The organism is Paenibacillus sambharensis (genome assembly GCF_003233845.1).
Lineage (GTDB): Bacteria > Bacillota > Bacilli > Paenibacillales > Paenibacillaceae > Paenibacillus_I > Paenibacillus_I sambharensis.
The window spans coordinates 324,981-341,453 of record NZ_QKRB01000057.1 but is presented as its reverse complement, the minus strand read 5'-3'; the positions used below and the strand labels follow the sequence as shown (position 1 = coordinate 341,453).

General features: G+C 53.0%; 17 protein-coding genes. 1 reads left to right on the top strand and 16 read right to left on the bottom strand.

What is annotated here, in order from left to right:
• Positions 1-165 precede the first annotated feature (165 nt).
• The 16 genes from DNH61_RS23420 to DNH61_RS23345 all read right to left on the bottom strand — a co-directional run bounded on the left by DNH61_RS23420 (position 166) and on the right by DNH61_RS23345 (position 15,386).
• The gene (locus DNH61_RS23420) at positions 166-693 is read right to left on the bottom strand and encodes a cell wall elongation regulator TseB-like domain-containing protein (protein ID WP_111149241.1); all 528 of its coding nucleotides are present in this window, start codon (positions 691-693) and stop codon (positions 166-168) included.
• Positions 690-2,000: an amidohydrolase gene (locus DNH61_RS23415; protein ID WP_111149240.1), complete on the bottom strand. Its 1,311-nt coding sequence runs from the start codon at positions 1,998-2,000 to the stop codon at positions 690-692. The genes DNH61_RS23420 and DNH61_RS23415 overlap by 4 nt, the downstream gene beginning before the upstream one ends.
• Positions 1,975-2,634: a redox-sensing transcriptional repressor Rex gene (locus DNH61_RS23410; protein ID WP_111149239.1), complete on the bottom strand. Its 660-nt coding sequence runs from the start codon at positions 2,632-2,634 to the stop codon at positions 1,975-1,977. The genes DNH61_RS23415 and DNH61_RS23410 overlap by 26 nt, the downstream gene beginning before the upstream one ends.
• The gene (dinG, locus tag DNH61_RS23405; protein WP_111149238.1) at positions 2,635-5,511 is read right to left on the bottom strand and encodes an ATP-dependent DNA helicase DinG; all 2,877 of its coding nucleotides are present in this window, start codon (positions 5,509-5,511) and stop codon (positions 2,635-2,637) included. It lies immediately after the preceding gene.
• Positions 5,512-5,525: 14 nt separating this feature from the next.
• Positions 5,526-6,263: a tetratricopeptide repeat protein gene (locus DNH61_RS23400; RefSeq protein ID WP_111149237.1), complete on the bottom strand. Its 738-nt coding sequence runs from the start codon at positions 6,261-6,263 to the stop codon at positions 5,526-5,528.
• A 161-nt stretch (positions 6,264-6,424) separates the two neighbouring features.
• The gene (gene panD / locus DNH61_RS23395; RefSeq protein WP_111149236.1) at positions 6,425-6,808 is read right to left on the bottom strand and encodes an aspartate 1-decarboxylase; all 384 of its coding nucleotides are present in this window, start codon (positions 6,806-6,808) and stop codon (positions 6,425-6,427) included.
• 5 nt (positions 6,809-6,813) lie between these two features.
• The gene (gene panC, locus DNH61_RS23390; protein ID WP_111149235.1) at positions 6,814-7,701 is read right to left on the bottom strand and encodes a pantoate--beta-alanine ligase; all 888 of its coding nucleotides are present in this window, start codon (positions 7,699-7,701) and stop codon (positions 6,814-6,816) included.
• A complete protein-coding gene (panB, locus tag DNH61_RS23385; protein WP_181438839.1) occupies positions 7,698-8,576 on the bottom strand; it encodes a 3-methyl-2-oxobutanoate hydroxymethyltransferase in 879 nt (292 codons plus the stop codon). Before panB ends, panC begins: the two co-directional genes overlap by 4 nt.
• A gap of 310 nt (positions 8,577-8,886) precedes the next feature.
• Positions 8,887-9,849, bottom strand: coding sequence for a biotin--[acetyl-CoA-carboxylase] ligase (locus DNH61_RS23380; protein WP_111149233.1), 963 nt, complete (start codon positions 9,847-9,849; stop codon positions 8,887-8,889).
• Positions 9,850-9,851: 2 nt separating this feature from the next.
• Complete coding sequence (locus DNH61_RS23375) at positions 9,852-11,135, bottom strand: CCA tRNA nucleotidyltransferase (RefSeq protein ID WP_111149232.1); 1,284 nt, start codon at positions 11,133-11,135, stop codon at positions 9,852-9,854.
• 33 nt (positions 11,136-11,168) lie between these two features.
• Entirely contained in the window at positions 11,169-12,332 is a 1,164-nt protein-coding gene (bshA, locus tag DNH61_RS23370) for an N-acetyl-alpha-D-glucosaminyl L-malate synthase BshA (protein ID WP_111149231.1), read from the bottom strand.
• A 101-nt stretch (positions 12,333-12,433) separates the two neighbouring features.
• Complete coding sequence (gene bshB1 / locus DNH61_RS23365; protein WP_111149230.1) at positions 12,434-13,129, bottom strand: bacillithiol biosynthesis deacetylase BshB1; 696 nt, start codon at positions 13,127-13,129, stop codon at positions 12,434-12,436.
• Complete coding sequence (locus DNH61_RS23360; protein ID WP_111149419.1) at positions 13,126-13,548, bottom strand: methylglyoxal synthase; 423 nt, start codon at positions 13,546-13,548, stop codon at positions 13,126-13,128. The genes bshB1 and DNH61_RS23360 overlap by 4 nt, the downstream gene beginning before the upstream one ends.
• 50 nt (positions 13,549-13,598) lie before the next feature.
• Positions 13,599-14,402 carry a 4-hydroxy-tetrahydrodipicolinate reductase gene (dapB, locus tag DNH61_RS23355; protein ID WP_111149229.1) on the bottom strand — a complete coding sequence of 268 codons (804 nt, stop codon included), beginning with the start codon at positions 14,400-14,402 and terminating at the stop codon, positions 13,599-13,601.
• Positions 14,403-14,463: 61 nt separating this feature from the next.
• Positions 14,464-14,997: a tetratricopeptide repeat protein gene (locus DNH61_RS23350; RefSeq protein ID WP_111149228.1), complete on the bottom strand. Its 534-nt coding sequence runs from the start codon at positions 14,995-14,997 to the stop codon at positions 14,464-14,466.
• A gap of 53 nt (positions 14,998-15,050) precedes the next feature.
• Positions 15,051-15,386, bottom strand: a complete 336-nt coding sequence (locus DNH61_RS23345; RefSeq protein ID WP_111149227.1) for a nucleotide pyrophosphohydrolase — start codon at positions 15,384-15,386, stop codon at positions 15,051-15,053.
• A gap of 210 nt (positions 15,387-15,596) precedes the next feature.
• Between DNH61_RS23345 and DNH61_RS23340 the strand changes: the two genes are divergently transcribed.
• Complete coding sequence (locus DNH61_RS23340; RefSeq protein WP_111149226.1) at positions 15,597-16,466, top strand: YitT family protein; 870 nt, start codon at positions 15,597-15,599, stop codon at positions 16,464-16,466.
• Positions 16,467-16,473 lie beyond the last annotated feature (7 nt).

The following is a 16,473-nucleotide window of genomic DNA, read 5'->3' as shown; positions in this document are numbered from 1 at the left end:
CCAAGGACAGTTGATATATTATCGTATAGCACCTTTGCTATAAGAGAGTATATCATAAAACATGTCCGAATAGGGGGCTGTAATTAAAGGCAGATATGAAAACTTTCTAATCTAGGGTTAGGAAAACGTTAGATTGTTTATATAGAGAATTTAGTTATTACTAAGCTAACTGGAATACTTGTTGGTAAGCCGAAACTGGGAAACAGGCGAGCCGTCCGCAAAGGCAAAAAATTCATAATAATACCGCAGAGGCTTCTCCGGCAGGCTGTAGTAGGCTTCCCATATCTTCTGGCCGTTGTAGAGACCGGGCCGGATTCGAATGATGTCCGCACCCGGGCGAGCGGCCAGCAGCTTCTCCCTGACCGTCTGCTCCGTTACGCCTTCGGAAGCCGGGACCACATCCGCCTTGCCATCCGTAACCCAGACCATTAACTGCTGCCCATCCTGCGCCGAGCCTCTAACGATCCAAACAACCTCATCCCATACAAACTTCTCCGTTTCACTGATATCAGTCAGTTGTGCTGCATCTACTGCAATACGCTCGGCAGCACGCTCTTCCTGCCATATATCTGTCTGTATCCACTGATAATACAGATTCAGCAGCAGCAGGATCAGGATGGCAGCAAGTGTGCCGAGTATAGCCCAGCGGCCCGGGGTCATGAAACGGTTTGCTGCAGAGCTGCCGGATCTCATACCTTATTGGTCAGCCTTTCATAGCAGCGCTGAGCTTCGGCCATGATTTTCTCCTCATCAAGCAGAACAGCTTTGCGATCCTTTAGGACCTGAACACCGTTCACCCAGACATGCCGAACATCTCTTCCGCTTGCCGCATATACCAGATGGGAAACAATATCGGTCCGCGGGTAAAATTGCGGCTGATCCAGATCCAGCGCGATCATATCAGCTTTCATTCCGACCTGGAGCATACCGATTTGGTCCTGCTGCCAAATCGCCCTCGCCCCATATACAGTACCGAGCCGAAGAGCCTCAAGTGCCGGCACGGCTGTCGGATCACCCGTAACCCCTTTGTGAATCAGGGCTGCCAGCCGAATTTCATCAAAAATATCAAGATTATTGTTGCTTGCCGCGCCATCTGTGCCGAGCGATACCGTTACACCAGCCTTCAGCAGTTCAGGAACACGGGCTATGCCGCTGGCCAGCTTCAGGTTGCTGGCCGCATTGTGGGATACCGCTACCCCGCGCTCGGCAAGCAGTGCAATCTCATCATCATTCAGATGTACGGCATGAGCGACCAGTGACGGCCTGGAGAACAGGCCCAGCTTATCCAGATGCTCAACCGGCCTGCTGCCGTAATCACGCACATTCTGCTCAACTTCAGCTGCCGTTTCAGACATATGGGTATGCAGCGGCACGTCCAGATCATGAGCTGCCTGCACGATTTGTTCAATATAGGCAGGCGGGCATGTATAAGGGGCATGCGGCGACATCATTGTCATAATGCGGCCGTCTGCCTTTCCATTCCACTCCTGAACGAAGCGGACCGCCTCTTCGAGCTTGGCACGCTGTACATCTTCAGGGCACAGGCCAATAACGCCGCGGGTTAATACAGCACGCATTCCAGACTGCTCAACAACCTTCGCAACCTCATTCATATGGTCATACATGTCAACAAAAGCAGTCGTTCCGCTCTTAAGCATTTCCAAGGCAGACAGTGCGCTGCCCCAATACACATCCTGGTCTGTAAAATTGCCTTCCATCGGCCAGATCTTGGTTTGCAGCCAATCCTGAAGCACCATATCATCTGCGTAACCGCGCAGGAGAGACATCGCCGCGTGTCCATGTGTGTTGATTAGACCCGGCATGAAAACCAGACCGCTGCCCGATATCCGGGATGCGCCTTCTGCCAGCTTGCCGGGATGCTCGGCTCCTATGTATACAATTCGGTCATTCTCCACGACCAGATGCCCTTTAACGACCGGCTCCTGCGGAGTCATGGTCACGAAGATTCCGCCTTCAATCCACCACTTTGTCATCGTCATTGTTATCCGCTCCATTTTCCAGATAGTAAGCCAAGCTCAGCAGTTCCGTTGTAAAATCTGCATGATGTATGCGCACCTGCTCCGGTACCTTCAAGATTGCAGGAGCAAAATTCAATATCCCCTCTATACCCGATGAAACGAGTTTATCCGCTACATTTTGCGCTTCAACAGCCGGAACGGTAATGATACCGATCCGGATGTCAAGCGACTCAACTGTTGGCTTGAGGTGCTCCATGTCCAGCACAGTCATGTTATTGATCTTGCTGCCGATCTTAGCCGGATGGGCGTCAAACACGGCCACAATTTTCATATTGTCTTTAATATACATATTATAATTGCATAGTGCCTGTCCAAGATTACCCGCTCCGATCAAGGCAACATTCAGCTGCTGATCCAGCTTGAGAATCTGACGGATCTTCTCAATCAGGTAAGACACCTCATAGCCTATTCCCTTGCGCCCGAACTCACCGAAATAGGCCAGGTCTTTGCGGATTTGGGCTGGGTTGAGATCCAGTCTTTGTCCGAGATCCTGCGAAGAGACTGTCTGTATTTCACTGCGCTGCAGCTCGTTCAGAACATGAAGATATACCGGGAGTCTGCGCACCACCGCTTCCGAAATTTTCGCCTGCTTCAACTACTCCGCCCCCTCTTCAATCGCTTGCGGAGACCCCAGCCAGTCGCGGATACGAGGCACGATCTGCTCCAGATGCATGTGCTCGATCTTGGGTCCCGGAAGTGAATACAGAAAATATTTGCCGTAATAGGTTTCAATCACCCGTGTATCATAAATAAGCACAATCCCTTTGTCCTGGGCAGTCCTTACAAGCCGTCCAAAGCCCTGCTTGAAACGGATGACAGCCTGCGGGATTGACAGCTTCATGAACGGATTTTGCTTTTCCTGCTGCAGGATTTCCGATTTGGCCTCCACCAGCGGATGGTTCGGCGGCTGGAACGGAAGCCGGACAATCGCCAGACAGCTCAGCGCTTCACCCGGGATATCGACTCCTTCCCAGAAGCTGCTTGTCCCAAGCAGAATCGAGGCAGACTGCTGCTGAAATCTGCGCGTAAGCTTGCTTCTGCTCCCGCTGTCCACACCCTGGCCAAGCACCTGAATCCCCGACCCTGCTAGAGCATCCTTGAGCGGTTCATAAGCCTGCTTCAGCATCCGGTAGGAAGTGAACAGCACCAGCATTCGTCCATTGGTTTCGCGCGCCGCTGCGGCCAGGGAAGCGACCAAAGCGCCGACAAACAAGGGATCGCCTGAAGCTCCCTTCAGGCTAGGGAAATTCCGCGGAATACAGACAAGCGCCTGTTCCCTGTAATTAAAGGGTGACGGGAGCTGAACCGTGACAAGCCTTCCTTGTTCAGCGTAGGAATCCAGCCCGAATTGCTCGCACACATATTGGAATGACTTTTGGACGGACAAGGTTGCCGAAGTCATGATAACACTTCGCTTAGGCTCAAACAGATACTGCTTCAGCTGACTGCTGACATCCGCAGGCACGGCATGAAGCTGTACTGATTTTGCCCGGAAATTAGTATTCGCCTCCAGCCAGTATACGGTTCCCTTCTCCTCAAGGCGCATAAAGGCATGCACGCCGTCCCGGAGCCGCGTCAAATCCTTCAGGCTTCCGTTCATATCGGTAATAAGAGACTGGATTCCGGAATCGTCGATATGCTCCTTGATATCCGCGGTCAGCTTGTCGATTGAACGAATGACCTCATTCAGCCCGGCATATACGTTTGATTCAGCTGTCTGGGCAAAATGCCAGCCATCGGGAAGTCCCTCAGGTCTAAGCCGCAATACAACCTGGCCGTTCTCGATATTGTTGTCCCGCGATGCCGCTGCAAACCCGAAAAGAATATCGAACAGCTGATCCCAGTTCTCCCGGATTTCCCCAAAGACCGGAACAGCTGCGTCTATCTTTTCCGTCCATGCCTGGACACGTTCATCACCTTCAGCAGCCAGCTTATACTTAAGCTGGAGCAGCATACCGGTACGGGAATCCTTGCAAATCCGCTGCAGCGGATTAAGCAGTGCAAAGTAAGACAGCTGCAGCCCGAGATGTTTACCTGCCACATCCTCCAAATGATGGGCCTCATCGATAACCAGATGCTCATAGGTTGGCAGCAGCCGATGGTCAGCCCGTATATCAGTGAAGAGCATGGAATGATTGGTAATGACAACATCTGCGAGATTGGCTTCATTCTTAGCGCGATGATAGAAGCAGCGCTTAAACCATGGGCAGGAACGGTTCAGACAGGAATCTGCATCACTGGACACCGTATCCCAGAAATCACCGCCGCGGTTGCTGAAGTTCAGCTCTTCCTGATCGCCATGCTCGGTTTCGCCGAGCCAGACAATCATCTGTGCCGCGGTGATCCGGTCTTCATTCGGCGATACGAAGTCCTGCATGTTGATTTTGCCTTCAAACTTGCGCAAGCACATGTAATTGCTGCGTCCCTTGAAGACTGCGGCCTTAAATGGAAAGGGAAGCACCCGCTGCAGCAGCGGCACATCCCGCTCCCTCAGCTGCTCCTGCAGGTTAATGGTATGCGTGCTTACGACTATCTTCTCCTCCTGCTGGACACCATAAAACAAGGAAGGAATCAAATAACCGAGTGATTTGCCCGTACCAGTGCCCGCTTCGATCATCAAATGCTTGTCCCCCGACAGAGCGTTATATACTTCATGGAACATCTGCTCCTGGGCTTCCCGCTGTTCGTAACCGGGAACGTGCTCAGCAAAGGCTTCCTTAACCTGGGACATATATGTTTCAAAATCCATCGAACGGATTTGCTCGAGGCTTTCCTCATCATCATAGCGGGGCGGAAGCTCCTCTGTCCAATCACCGACCTTAAGGGCAAACTGGCGAAAATAAGCGAAAGCGTCCTGATCGACGGCGATTTCGCTTTCTTTACGTACCAGAGCCTGCTGGATAAACCATCCGAGATCATCCTCCGCTTGGAAGAAGGAGGCTAATCGCTGCAATGTAAGGAGCGGCAGATCGTAGAGCTTTTCCACGCATGAGCGGAATATAACAGCAGTCGCCATCGCATCACTGTCAGCTTGATGGTGCCGTTCATGTTCAATTCCGAAGGCCTCGGACACTGCGCCAAGCTGGTAGGTGGTAAGACCGGGATATAACATCCTGAGTAGATCCAGCGTATCAAGGCGCCGGCCGACAAACGGCATGTAACCGCAGCGATCCAGGGAATTGTTTAAGAAGCCAGCGTCAAATCCGACATTATGGGCAACCAGTATAGCGTCATCAAGCTTTGGGATCATCTCCATGAGCACTTCTTCAAGCTCAGGCGCATCCGCTACGTCTTGGTCGGTAATGCCGGTTAATTGCGTTATAAAAGGGGGAATCGGAATGCGCGGCCGGACAAAGGAGACATACGTTTCCGTAACCTCAAGCTCCTCGTCCAGCAGCACAAGACCGACCTGAATAATATCATCATCGGCACCGTGGCCTGTCGTTTCCAAATCCAAAACAGCAAATTTCATCCGGTTCGTTCCTCTCACATACAGCTGAGCTCGGCACTGCCGAAGTATAACGACAATTTGCCTGTGTTTTTCTTGCAGCTGTTCAAATTGCTGGCCGCGCCCGAGAAGGACGGGTCCGCATCGTAAGCGAGCCGGAAATAGGCTTCCGCTTGCTCGATATTCGCCCTGACTGCCTGTATACAGCCAAGAGCGTTGTAGCCGAGTGCCTTCCATTTGGGGTGACTGGTCCACTTGACAATCAGCTGAAAGAGCTGTTCCGCTTCTTCCCATTCCTCCAGATGCATGTGGGACATGGCTAGAAACAACCGGGCGGTCACCGAATCCGGGCAGATCCGCACCGTCCGGCGAAAATGCGTTACAGCTTCCTTGAACATGTACAGCTTGAAATAACCCTGCCCGATGTTCAGGCTGCGCCCCGCTTCCTCGGTTACCGTCTCATGGCTTAAACACGGCTGCTTCGCGCATAGGGCTGGAAGCCATTCGGCAGCCGCATCAGGCGGCACAGCTGCAGGCTCTTTAGAGACCTCGGCGGTTCCGCCAGCAGCAATCGTGTCTTCATCTTTGCTGCTCTGCCGGAGAAAGGCGAGCTTCTCTTCCACCTGCAGCCATCCATCAATAATTGTATCACTCATCGTTTGAAGAATCTTCATCTGTTCCTGCATTTCCTTCTGCTTCGCTTCTTGTGCATTTGGATAAGAGATCATGATTTCATCAAGAAGCTCGTTCATGACGGCAAACACATGCTGAAGCAAGCTGCACGCACCCCACCTTCACGAATAGACTAGACCTGGCAGCGACATGCCTCTTTCGCTGCGGGGACTATGCTCATTCTTTGTTAAGCGGGCTGCTTCTATACCCGGTGCAAGCCGCTACGGCATCCATGTTAAGGGACTTCAGACGCAGCAGACAAACATTACAGGATGGTTGCGTGCTTCTCTTCTGTCATAGTTTTCACAGGCTGGTTGGAGGAATCCAGAATGACTACCTTCGGCTTGTTCTTGCGTGCTTCCTCTTCCGTCATCATACCGTACGATATAATAATCACAAGGTCTCCCGGCTGTACGTGTCTGGCCGCTGCCCCGTTCAAGCAGATTACACCTGATCCGCGTTTCCCGGGAATAACATAGGTTTCCAGACGCTGGCCATTGTTGTTATTCACAATTTGTACCTTCTCATTGGCCCAGATATCCGCAAGCTCCATTAAATCCTCATCGATCGTAATGCTGCCTACATAGTTAAGATTAGCTTCTGTCACCGTTGCCCGGTGCAGCTTGGATTTCATCATGGTCCGAAACATGGTGGTCATCTCCCTTTAACGGTATAAATACGGTTATCGATCAGCCTGGTCGCGCCGAACTTAACAGCAAGCGCCGCTATATAGCGGGAGCTGCCGGGCAGATCGCCAATCGGAACATCCTGACTCGGATTCTCAAGATCAGGATAGGATAAAATATCGGTATAATCGATCTCGGCAAGCGGGCTGCTGCTGCTGATATGCTCAGCGATTCGCCGCCTGATCTCACCCACGGTCAGATCAGGTTCATCAAACCATGCTTCTGCCCGCTGCAGGGAATGAGACAGCACAACCGCTTGGGCCCGTTCTTCAGGAGTCAAATATACATTGCGGGAACTCATGGCGAGGCCATCCGCTTCACGCACGATCGGACAGGCCACAATCGTCACCGGTATATTCAGGTCTTCCACCATCCGTTCTATAACAGCGACCTGCTGGGCATCCTTCTGGCCAAAATAGGCGGCATCCGGCTGTACGAGGTTAAACAGCTTGCTGACGACTGTACCCACGCCGTCAAAATGACCAGGCCTTGAAGCCCCGCACAGCTTATCAGTCAGCCCGCTTATCATGACCTTGGTCACGACTGGCTTCGGATACATCTCCTTCACGGAAGGCATGAACAAGATATCAGCTCCCGCTTCCTCAGCCAGCCTGGTATCACGCTCCGGGTCCCTCGGATAACGTTCAAAATCCTCGTTTGGACCAAACTGCAAAGGATTGACGAAGATGCTAACAACCGTGAGCTGATTCTCTTCAGCAGAGCGACGGATCAGGCTGGCATGCCCTTCGTGCAGGAAACCCATTGTCGGGACGAAACCGATGCTTCCGTCCGGATGACTGCATCTCCACACCTGCAGCGTACTGCGGAGTTCTTCGATCGTCTCACAACACTTCATCGGGACGCATGCTCCTTCTTCTCCGCGCTGCCTCCCCCGTATACCGGTACAGAGCTGCTTGCCTGTCCGGATGAGAAGCTGTGCTCCTCAAGTGGAAACGAGCGGTTCTTGACCTCTTGGACAAACTCGCCGATTGCCTGCCGCACGGTTGTGCCGATATCCGCGTAGGTCTTGACAAATTTCTTCGCACGGTATGGCGATGCGTACTGGAGCAGATCATGGTAGACAAGCACCTGACCGTCGCAGCTTGCTCCCGCACCAATACCAATAGTAGGAATGGAGAGCTCCCTGGTAATTTGGGCTGCGACCTGATCGGTTACCAGCTCAAGCACAAGGGCAAACACCCCCGCTTTCTCCAGCGCTTTGGCATCCTCAATCAGCCTGCTGATCTCTTCTGGCATCTTGCCATGCACCTTATAGCTTCCAATCTGGTTGATGGACTGGGGTGTCAGCCCGATATGACCCATGACCGGGATACCGGATCGTACCAGCGTGCCAATCTCTTCAGCGAGATCAGCTCCGCCTTCCATCTTAACCGCCTGGACGCCGCCTTCCTGCATCAGCCTTGCGGCATTGCGAAGCGTTGCTTCTTGCCCCAGTCTGTAGGTGGCGAAAGGTAGATCAGCGACGATGAAGGTGTTAGCAGCTCCGCGAGCAACCGCCCGCGAATGGTACACCATATCATCCAAAGTTACAGGGATTGTCGTATCATAGCCGAGCACGACGTTGCCGAGTGAATCGCCAACGAGCAGCACATCAATACCGGCCTCCTCTGCAAGCTTTGCGGATGGATAATCATATGCGGTAAGTACGGAAATCGGATTTCCGTCCTGCTTCATTTTCTTCAGCTTGGTCACGCTAAGGGCATGCTTCATCGTCAACGTCTCCTTCTGGCACGAACAAACGTAAAAAAACCTTTCAGCGAGCCGCCAAAAAGGTTTCAGAGTCCAAAAAGAAACATCCATTGACTGCGAGCTTCCTTCTGTCTCGGTCCTTGCGGCTCAGAGCAGAATGCGCTTATCTGAACGAACGTTTATCCATGTCTTTGCAAATTTGAATTACTGGCCAAGAGTGCAGCTTCCGTATGGAATACCGCCTCAATTACAACCCAGTATAGCAAAAAAAAAGTTTGCCGTCTATTCAGCTGCCCAGCTTCATTCTGGGCAGGCAGGTACGGCACGGGAGTCAACCCATTTCTGCCGAGAAAACCGGAACGGTATCGCCGTCCTCCAGCTTCAGCAGCAAAGCCCCAGAATCAGCCAAACCAACCGGAATTCCTTCCATTATACCTTGCGGGGTTGTCAGCTTGCACGGCTTATGGAGCGATACCGACAGGGCCTCCCATAGCGAACGCACCGGAGCAAAGCCTTCCTGCTCATAGAGCGTATATACCGCTTCAAATTCGGCGAGAAATCCGGCAATAATCTCGGAACGGTCAAACGTTATTCCGGCAGCCATCTTCAGCGAGATAACCCGGTCCAGCATGTCCTCAGTGTAATGCTGCTTGTCCAGATTGACGCTGATGCCGACGCCCACAATGACATGCCTCAGTCTTTCTTCCTCCGCACTCGACTCCAGCAGTATACCGCTAATCTTGCGGCCGTCAATAAGCAGGTCATTGGGCCACTTGATGCCGATTTCCAGCCCGGTTAACCGTCTCAGAGCCCGGCACAGCGCCACGGCTGTCAGCAGCGTCAGCTGCGGCGTGTATGGAAGCGGAATGGTTGGACGCAGAATCATACTCATCCATACCCCCCTGCCCTTGGGAGAAAGCCAGGACCGGCCCATTCGCCCACGTCCGCTGAGCTGCCGCTCGGCCAGGATCAGCGTGCCTTCCGGTGCCCCTTCCTCCGCCAGCTTCTGGGCAATGTTCTGAGTTGAGTCGACCTCATCAAACAGCTTAACGGATCGGCCAAGCCTCACAGTCGTAAGCCGGGGCAGCAGACTTGTCAGCGTAATCTGGTCCGGGCTGTCAACGAGACGGTACCCCAGCTTGCGGGATGCTTCGATCTTGTAGCCTTCTTCCTCGAGCTTCCGGATATGCTTCCATACAGCTGTCCGGCTGACATTCAGAATCCGGCTGAGCTGCTCACCCGATACATATTCACCTTGCTTCTCTTCCAGTAATGCTGCGAGCTGTTCTCTCATGTTTACTCCTTCTCTAGCCGTATTGCCGCTTCCGACAGAAGCGCATCCCTGCTGTTCGGGATGCGGCCGTGTGCACAGGACCGTACCAGCTCGCCCAGCAGCTCTCTGATCCAGGGCCCTGCCGGCTTGTCCGTTATAGCCTTCACATCATCCCCGCCGATTGCCAGGTCAGCCGGAGAAAGAACAGTTATCGCTTCCGTCTTCCTCCTCAGCTCACTAAGCTGCTCAACAGACATGACAGGCGGCAGACCTTCCTTCGTTTCACGCTTCAGCTCAAGCCAATCCATCGCCGTATGTCTGCCAAACCGTAATACGAGATCAATCCACTGGTCATAGACAGCCGCAACTGAATCTCCGGCAGCCTCACTCTGACACGACTCAACCGCCATTCCATTCATATGGACCAGTGCTGCAATACGGTCAATTCTCTGCCTGCCAAAGTTAAAATGAAGCAGCCACTTCTTCAGCGCTTCATGATCCGCCGAAAGGCTGATCCAAACGTACGCCCATCGCAGGTCGAGATCAGCCGGCCACGGTCCAGCAGGCCAGTCGCCAGGCGTTTCTGCTGCGCATATGCTGCGGCCGACAGGCGGCACCTGCTTGAAGTGCTGCCATAGACCGCTGCTGCCCAGCAGGGTAAGCCCTGCCGCTGGTGAGGAGCCGTTCATCATCTTGTCCAGCTCACTCCCCACCCGCTCCATGGCGATATAGGACAGCAGCTCACGATGTCTAAGCATTGCCTTCCAGGTGGAGTCACCGATGCTGTAACCGAACACAGAAGCAAAACGGATGCCCCGCAGCATCCGCAGTGCATCCTCTTGCAGTCTCGCATCCGGGTCCCCGACACAGCGCAAAGTCCTGCGCTCTAAGTCAGACAATCCCCCGAACGGATCCTTGACCTCTCCAGTCACGTCCATAGCCATCGCATTGATGGTAAAGTCCCGGCGCAGCAGATCGCCTTCCAGGTCCTGTATGAAGCGGACGGCCTGTGGTCTGCGATGCTGCTCGTACTCCGACTCTTCCCGGAAGGTCGTGACTTCATAGGTTCTGTCTCCTTCCAGGACCGTGACAGTTCCATGGCGCAGACCGGTTGGCACGCAGCGGGGGAACAGCTCCATTACCGCTTCCGGCTGCGCTGAAGTGGCAATATCCACGTCGGACAGCTTCCGTCCCATCAGGAGATCTCTGACGCAGCCGCCAACGAAGTAGGCTTCATAACCAGCGTCACCCAGCCGTCTCAAGACAGGAACAGCCTCGGCCATCCGCTTATCCAGTTCCATCCTCATCAGCAACCTGCCCCTTAGTGGTTAGATACAGTGTTATTCGCAGACGGGGAGGGTAATCTCGGAATCAATCCCCATAACACGGTAATAAATCCGTTCATACTCTGCTGTAATCCGGTCATTGCAAAATTCGCTTCTGGCTCTGTTCAGGCAGGCTTTACGGAATTTAGCATAACGTTCCGAATCTTGGAGCAGACTGACCGCATAATCAGCCATTCGGTCCGTATCTCCGATCGGCGCCAAATATCCTGTCTCCCCGTGAGCTACCAGCTCAGGTATACCGCCTGCCACCGAGCCGATGGTAGGCACGCCGCAGGCCATTGCCTCCAGTGCGACAAGTCCGAAGCTTTCCTTCTCCGATGGCAGCAGCATAACATCTGCAATCGAAATCACCTGTGCCACATCATCCTGCTTGCCAAGAAAATGAACCTTGTCCTGCAGTCCCATCGACTGGATCTTCCATTGAATACGGGATAAGTCCGGACCCTCTCCGACAAGGAGTAGCTTAGCTGGGAGCCGCTCGCTCACCTTCGCGAATATATCGACAACATCCCCAACACGCTTAACAGGCCGGAAGTTCGAAATATGCATCAGAATTTTCTCATCCCCGTCAACAAACTCGCTGCGCAGCGAGCTGCACTCCCGGGGGTAATAGACCCTTTTGTCGACAAAGTTATAAGTCAGATCAATAGGATCCGAGATGTCAAGAAGCTCCCTAGTTTCACGAATCAGGTCCTGAGAAACCGCGGTGACCGCATCGCTCTGGTGGATAGCCAGCCGGATAAGATCCTTCAGCGATTCATCCTGGGCTAACACGGTAATGTCTGTGCCGTGAAGCGTCGTAACCGTCTTCAGCCCGCTCTGTTCAGCCATCTGCTTGGCGAGATAAGCACAGATTGCATGCGGGACCGCATAATGCACATGCAGCAGATCCAGCTTCTGCATCTTGGCCACCTGCGCCATTTTACTGGCAAGCGATAAATCGTAAGGCGGATAGCGGAATACATAATAGTCACTGATCTCTACTTCATGATAGTAAATATTCCTCTGGAACTTGCCTAGCCTGAAGGGGATGCTGTGTGTAATAAAATGAATCTCGTGGCCTTTCTCAGCCAGCAGCTTTCCGAGCTCTGTAGCGACGACACCTGAGCCGCCCAGCGTCGGATAACAGGTGATGCCAATCTTCAGCGGTCTTGCCATTGCCGCACCCCCGATGCTTCGTTATTGTTAACCTATAGTTATGAGACAGCGGATTATTTTACGCTATGTTTTTACGCTATGTATTGCTTGTATTAATATGATTACAGGTAGTCAACCAGATGCGGCTGCTTCATTGTAAAGCCTTCTGCATAAGCGAGCTGGCGCTGGCTTCCGAGCAGCTGGTCTCTCGCTTCCACCCGTTCGATATACCGCTGGTTTAGCGGTGTTGCCACCTTGTCCTCCCCTTCTCGGGCAGGTTCAAATTGGGAACGGTAGCACTGCAGCGCCTTAATCTTCAGCTCATAACAGCCGCTGATATCGATGGTCAACCTTACATCGTGCATATCGTTAATATAATAGAAGAAAAGCTGATCAACTTGAACCGGCGGCAGCTCAGGCATATAGCGCCTCAGCTTGCTGTTGAAAACGGCCTCCTCAATAATATGGCTGCAGCTGTTATGGTCAGGATGCCGGTCCTCCCAGTAAGGCGCGAACACCAGCCGGGGGCGATGGAGCCTGATTTCCTTCACAATGGCTGCTATCTGCTCCTCCGATCCGGTAAGCCCCCTGTCTGGCAATGCGAGACAGGAGCGGTGCGCTAAGCCCAGCACCTTCGATGCCTCGTCGGCCTCCTGCCTCCTCTGTTCGACCGTTCCGTTGGATGACATCTCGGCTCTAGTCAGATCACATATGCCTACTCTCAAGCCTGCCTGTACATGCTTGGCAATCGTGCCGCCCATGCCGATCTCCACATCGTCCGGGTGGGCACCGAAGGCGAGGATATCCAGACTGCTCATGCCTGCCATTCCCCTGGCTTATATTTGTGAACCAGCTCCCGCCAGCCGAATTCACCCCGTGCGAGAGCATTCGTCAGCAGTTCAGCGGTTGCTACATTCGTCGCAACAGGTATGCCTTGTACATCACACAATCTCAGCAAGGCCGTAATATCAGGTTCATGCGGCTGTGCCATTAGCGGGTCACGGAGGAAGATGATGAGATCCATCTCGTCTTTGGCAACCAGTGCGCCGATTTGCTGGTCACCGCCGAGCGGCCCGGACATAAAGCGCTGAACCTGCAGCTCTGTCTGCTCCATGATCCGTTTGCCTGTCGTGCCCGTGGAATACAGCATATGATCCTTGAACACCTGCTCATAAGCAATTACGAAGTTTACCATTTCATCTTTTTTGCGGTCATGTGCGATAAAAGCAATATTCATCTGTTGACTCATACCAAACTCTCTCCCTCCGGCTTTAAGCCGCTCGACTGTTAATCCATTAGATGTTCAAAACCGTATACAAGCCCTGTGTAATTCATGACTTTGTTGACAGCCACATTCACACCCGGCATGTAGCCTGCCCGGTCATAGGAGTCATGTCGGATCTTTAGCGACTGGCCGAAAGCCCCGAAAATGACTTCCTGCTGAGCAAATACGCCCGGCAGGCGTACGCTGTGAATGCGGAAGCCGTCGTAATAGCCGCCGCGCGCACCTTCAATGGTCTCCTCTTCGTTGGGGTTGCCCTGCTTCAATTCGCGTCTTGCCTCGGAAATCAGCTCTGCCGTCTTGATCGAGGTACCGGATGGCGCATCAAGCTTCTGGTCGCCGTGATATTCGATTATCTCAAGATGCGGGAAATATTTAGCCGCTTCAGCTGCAAATTTCATCATTAATATGGCACCGATCGAGAAATTCGGTGCTATAAGACCGCCAATACCCCGGCTCTGGCACAGCTCGTCCAGCTCCTTGATCTGCTCGGGTGTAAAGCCTGTTGTGCCGACAACCGGACGTACGCCATGTGTAATGGCGGCCAGCGTATTGCTGTATGCAAAGGCCGGTATCGTAAAATCAACCAGTACATCTGCACCTGAATTCTGAAGTGCTTCTTCCAAAACACGGGTAATCGAAACGCCGCAGGCGGGAAGGCCGACCAACAGGCCGGCATCCATCAGTTCCGCCGAACGGTCCACTGCTGCCGCAAGGACGAGCTTGTCGTCCTGCAGCACCATCTTCACCACTTCGCGGCCCATTCGTCCGCCAGCTCCTGCAACTGCTACTTTAATTGGTTCGCTCATCGTGCATCTCCTTGTCAACCGTATCCTTACAGAAATATGGCTTAATCAACAGATACGGTGCTTATTGTCCAGTCTGTTTATGCCGCTCGCGGGCCTGGCGACGTCGCCTGTTGTAATCGGCGAACAGCCGCCTTGCAACCGCATGCTGCGGATTAAGCTTCAACGCTTCTTTGGCGCTCCGTGTTGCTTCCTCATACATACGCAGCGTGCCATAAGCCGCCGCAAGCATCAGATAACCCTCGTCAAGCAGCGGATCAAGCTCGGTTGCCTCCCGCAGACGGGCTATCGCAATCCCGTAATCGGGCAGGTCAGCCGCCAGAATTGCAGCAGATTCTTTAAGCAGCATCTGCGCACGGACCGTGTTCAAATGAAACCGCCATTCGCCGTTATCCGGATCAAGCCGCAGGGCCTCCTCGGCATAACGAAGCGCTTTGTCCAGCTTGCCGTTGCGCAGGCATGTAATGGAACACTTGTGGTGGTATTCAGGATTGACAGGCTGTGCGGCGACGGCCTGCTCGAACCAAATCTCGGCAAGCTCATAGTCGCCATGAAGGATACTCTCGTAAGCCTTCTTCACGCATTGTCCCCCATCCATTCGCCCAGCCTCCTTGTACACAGCTTTAATTACAGCATATGTACAAACGGCGCTTACTGTTCGGTCTCTTTGCGGGTCCAGCGGCCGGCATCACGGGTATTGAATTTGTTCATTACTTTATCATGTGCTTCTGTCAGGCTGATTCCGAGAGAATTCGCAAAGCAGGATAATATGAAGAGAATATCACCAAGCTCCATCTCAATGGAGTTATCGGCTTCATCCGGCTTCTTCGGCTTCGGACCGAACTGGTGATTGACTTCCCGCGCAAGCTCTCCCACTTCCTCGCTTAAACGGGCCATAAGCGCCAGCGGGCTGAAATAACCTTCTTTAAACTGACCTATGTATTGATCGACTTCCTTCTGAATGGAAGCTAATGATTTATCAGACAAGTTCCTGTTCCCTCCAGCCAGCAGTTTTCTCTTATTATGTTATCGCAAAGAACAGCTGAAAACAATGCCTGTCCGAAGAGTGCAGAGACTTCCGGTCCACGCATGTCTGCCTGATAAACAAATATCACATACCAGGATCAGCATGTGATAATGTATATTGTATAATGGAAGAATAAATCAGTCACTGCTGCTATCAATGGAGGGTACATTATGCTTACGTTTCTGCGGGGAATCAAGCTCCGCGTGCTTGTTGCGGTTTCGGCCGGAACAGCCATCTATGCTTTCGGGCTGCATTATTTCGTCCTGCCCAACCAGTTTATGGAGGGCGGCGTTACCGGCATCAGCATTTTGCTGAATTATGCATTCGGTCTGCCCCTGTTCATCTCAACACTGCTGCTCAACATTCCTCTGTTCGTCGTCGGCTGGCGAAAGCTGGGAGGAAGCCAGATGTTCATGACCATCTACGGCACCTTGTCGCTAACCTTCTTCTTATGGCTGATTGAGCTGCTTATGCACCGCGGGATCATTGACCCGTTCCGGACAGACCGCGACCTTCTGCTTGCCGGACTATACGCCGGTGTGACGCTTGGGGCAGGCCTTGGCCTTGTATTCCGCTTCGGCGCGACGACAGGCGGAGCGGATATTTTGGCCCGTATCGCTTCAAGAGGCCGCGGATGGAGCATGGGACAGGTTATCCTTGCCATGGACGCGGTTATCATCGGACTGTCCCTAATCTTTATCCCGAAGGAGAGGGTGTTGTACACGCTTGTAGTGGTGTTTATCGCTGCCAAGGTCATCGATTTCATCCAGGAAGGCGCGTATGCCGCCAAGTCCTTCTCCATTATCACTGCGCAGGGCCACGAGATGGCCGCGGTCATTACCAGTCAGCTTGACCGCGGTGTAACCATTGTTCCGGCCATCGGCGCCTTCTCCGGACAGGACAAGCAGATGGTATACTGCGTGGTCGGCAGGCAGGAGATCCGGCGGCTTAAGCTGATCGCCCAGTCGATCGATCCCAAGGCCTTCATCGTCGTTGGCGAAGTCCATGATGTCATTGGTGAGGGCTTTAAGGAATCATAAGAGAGAA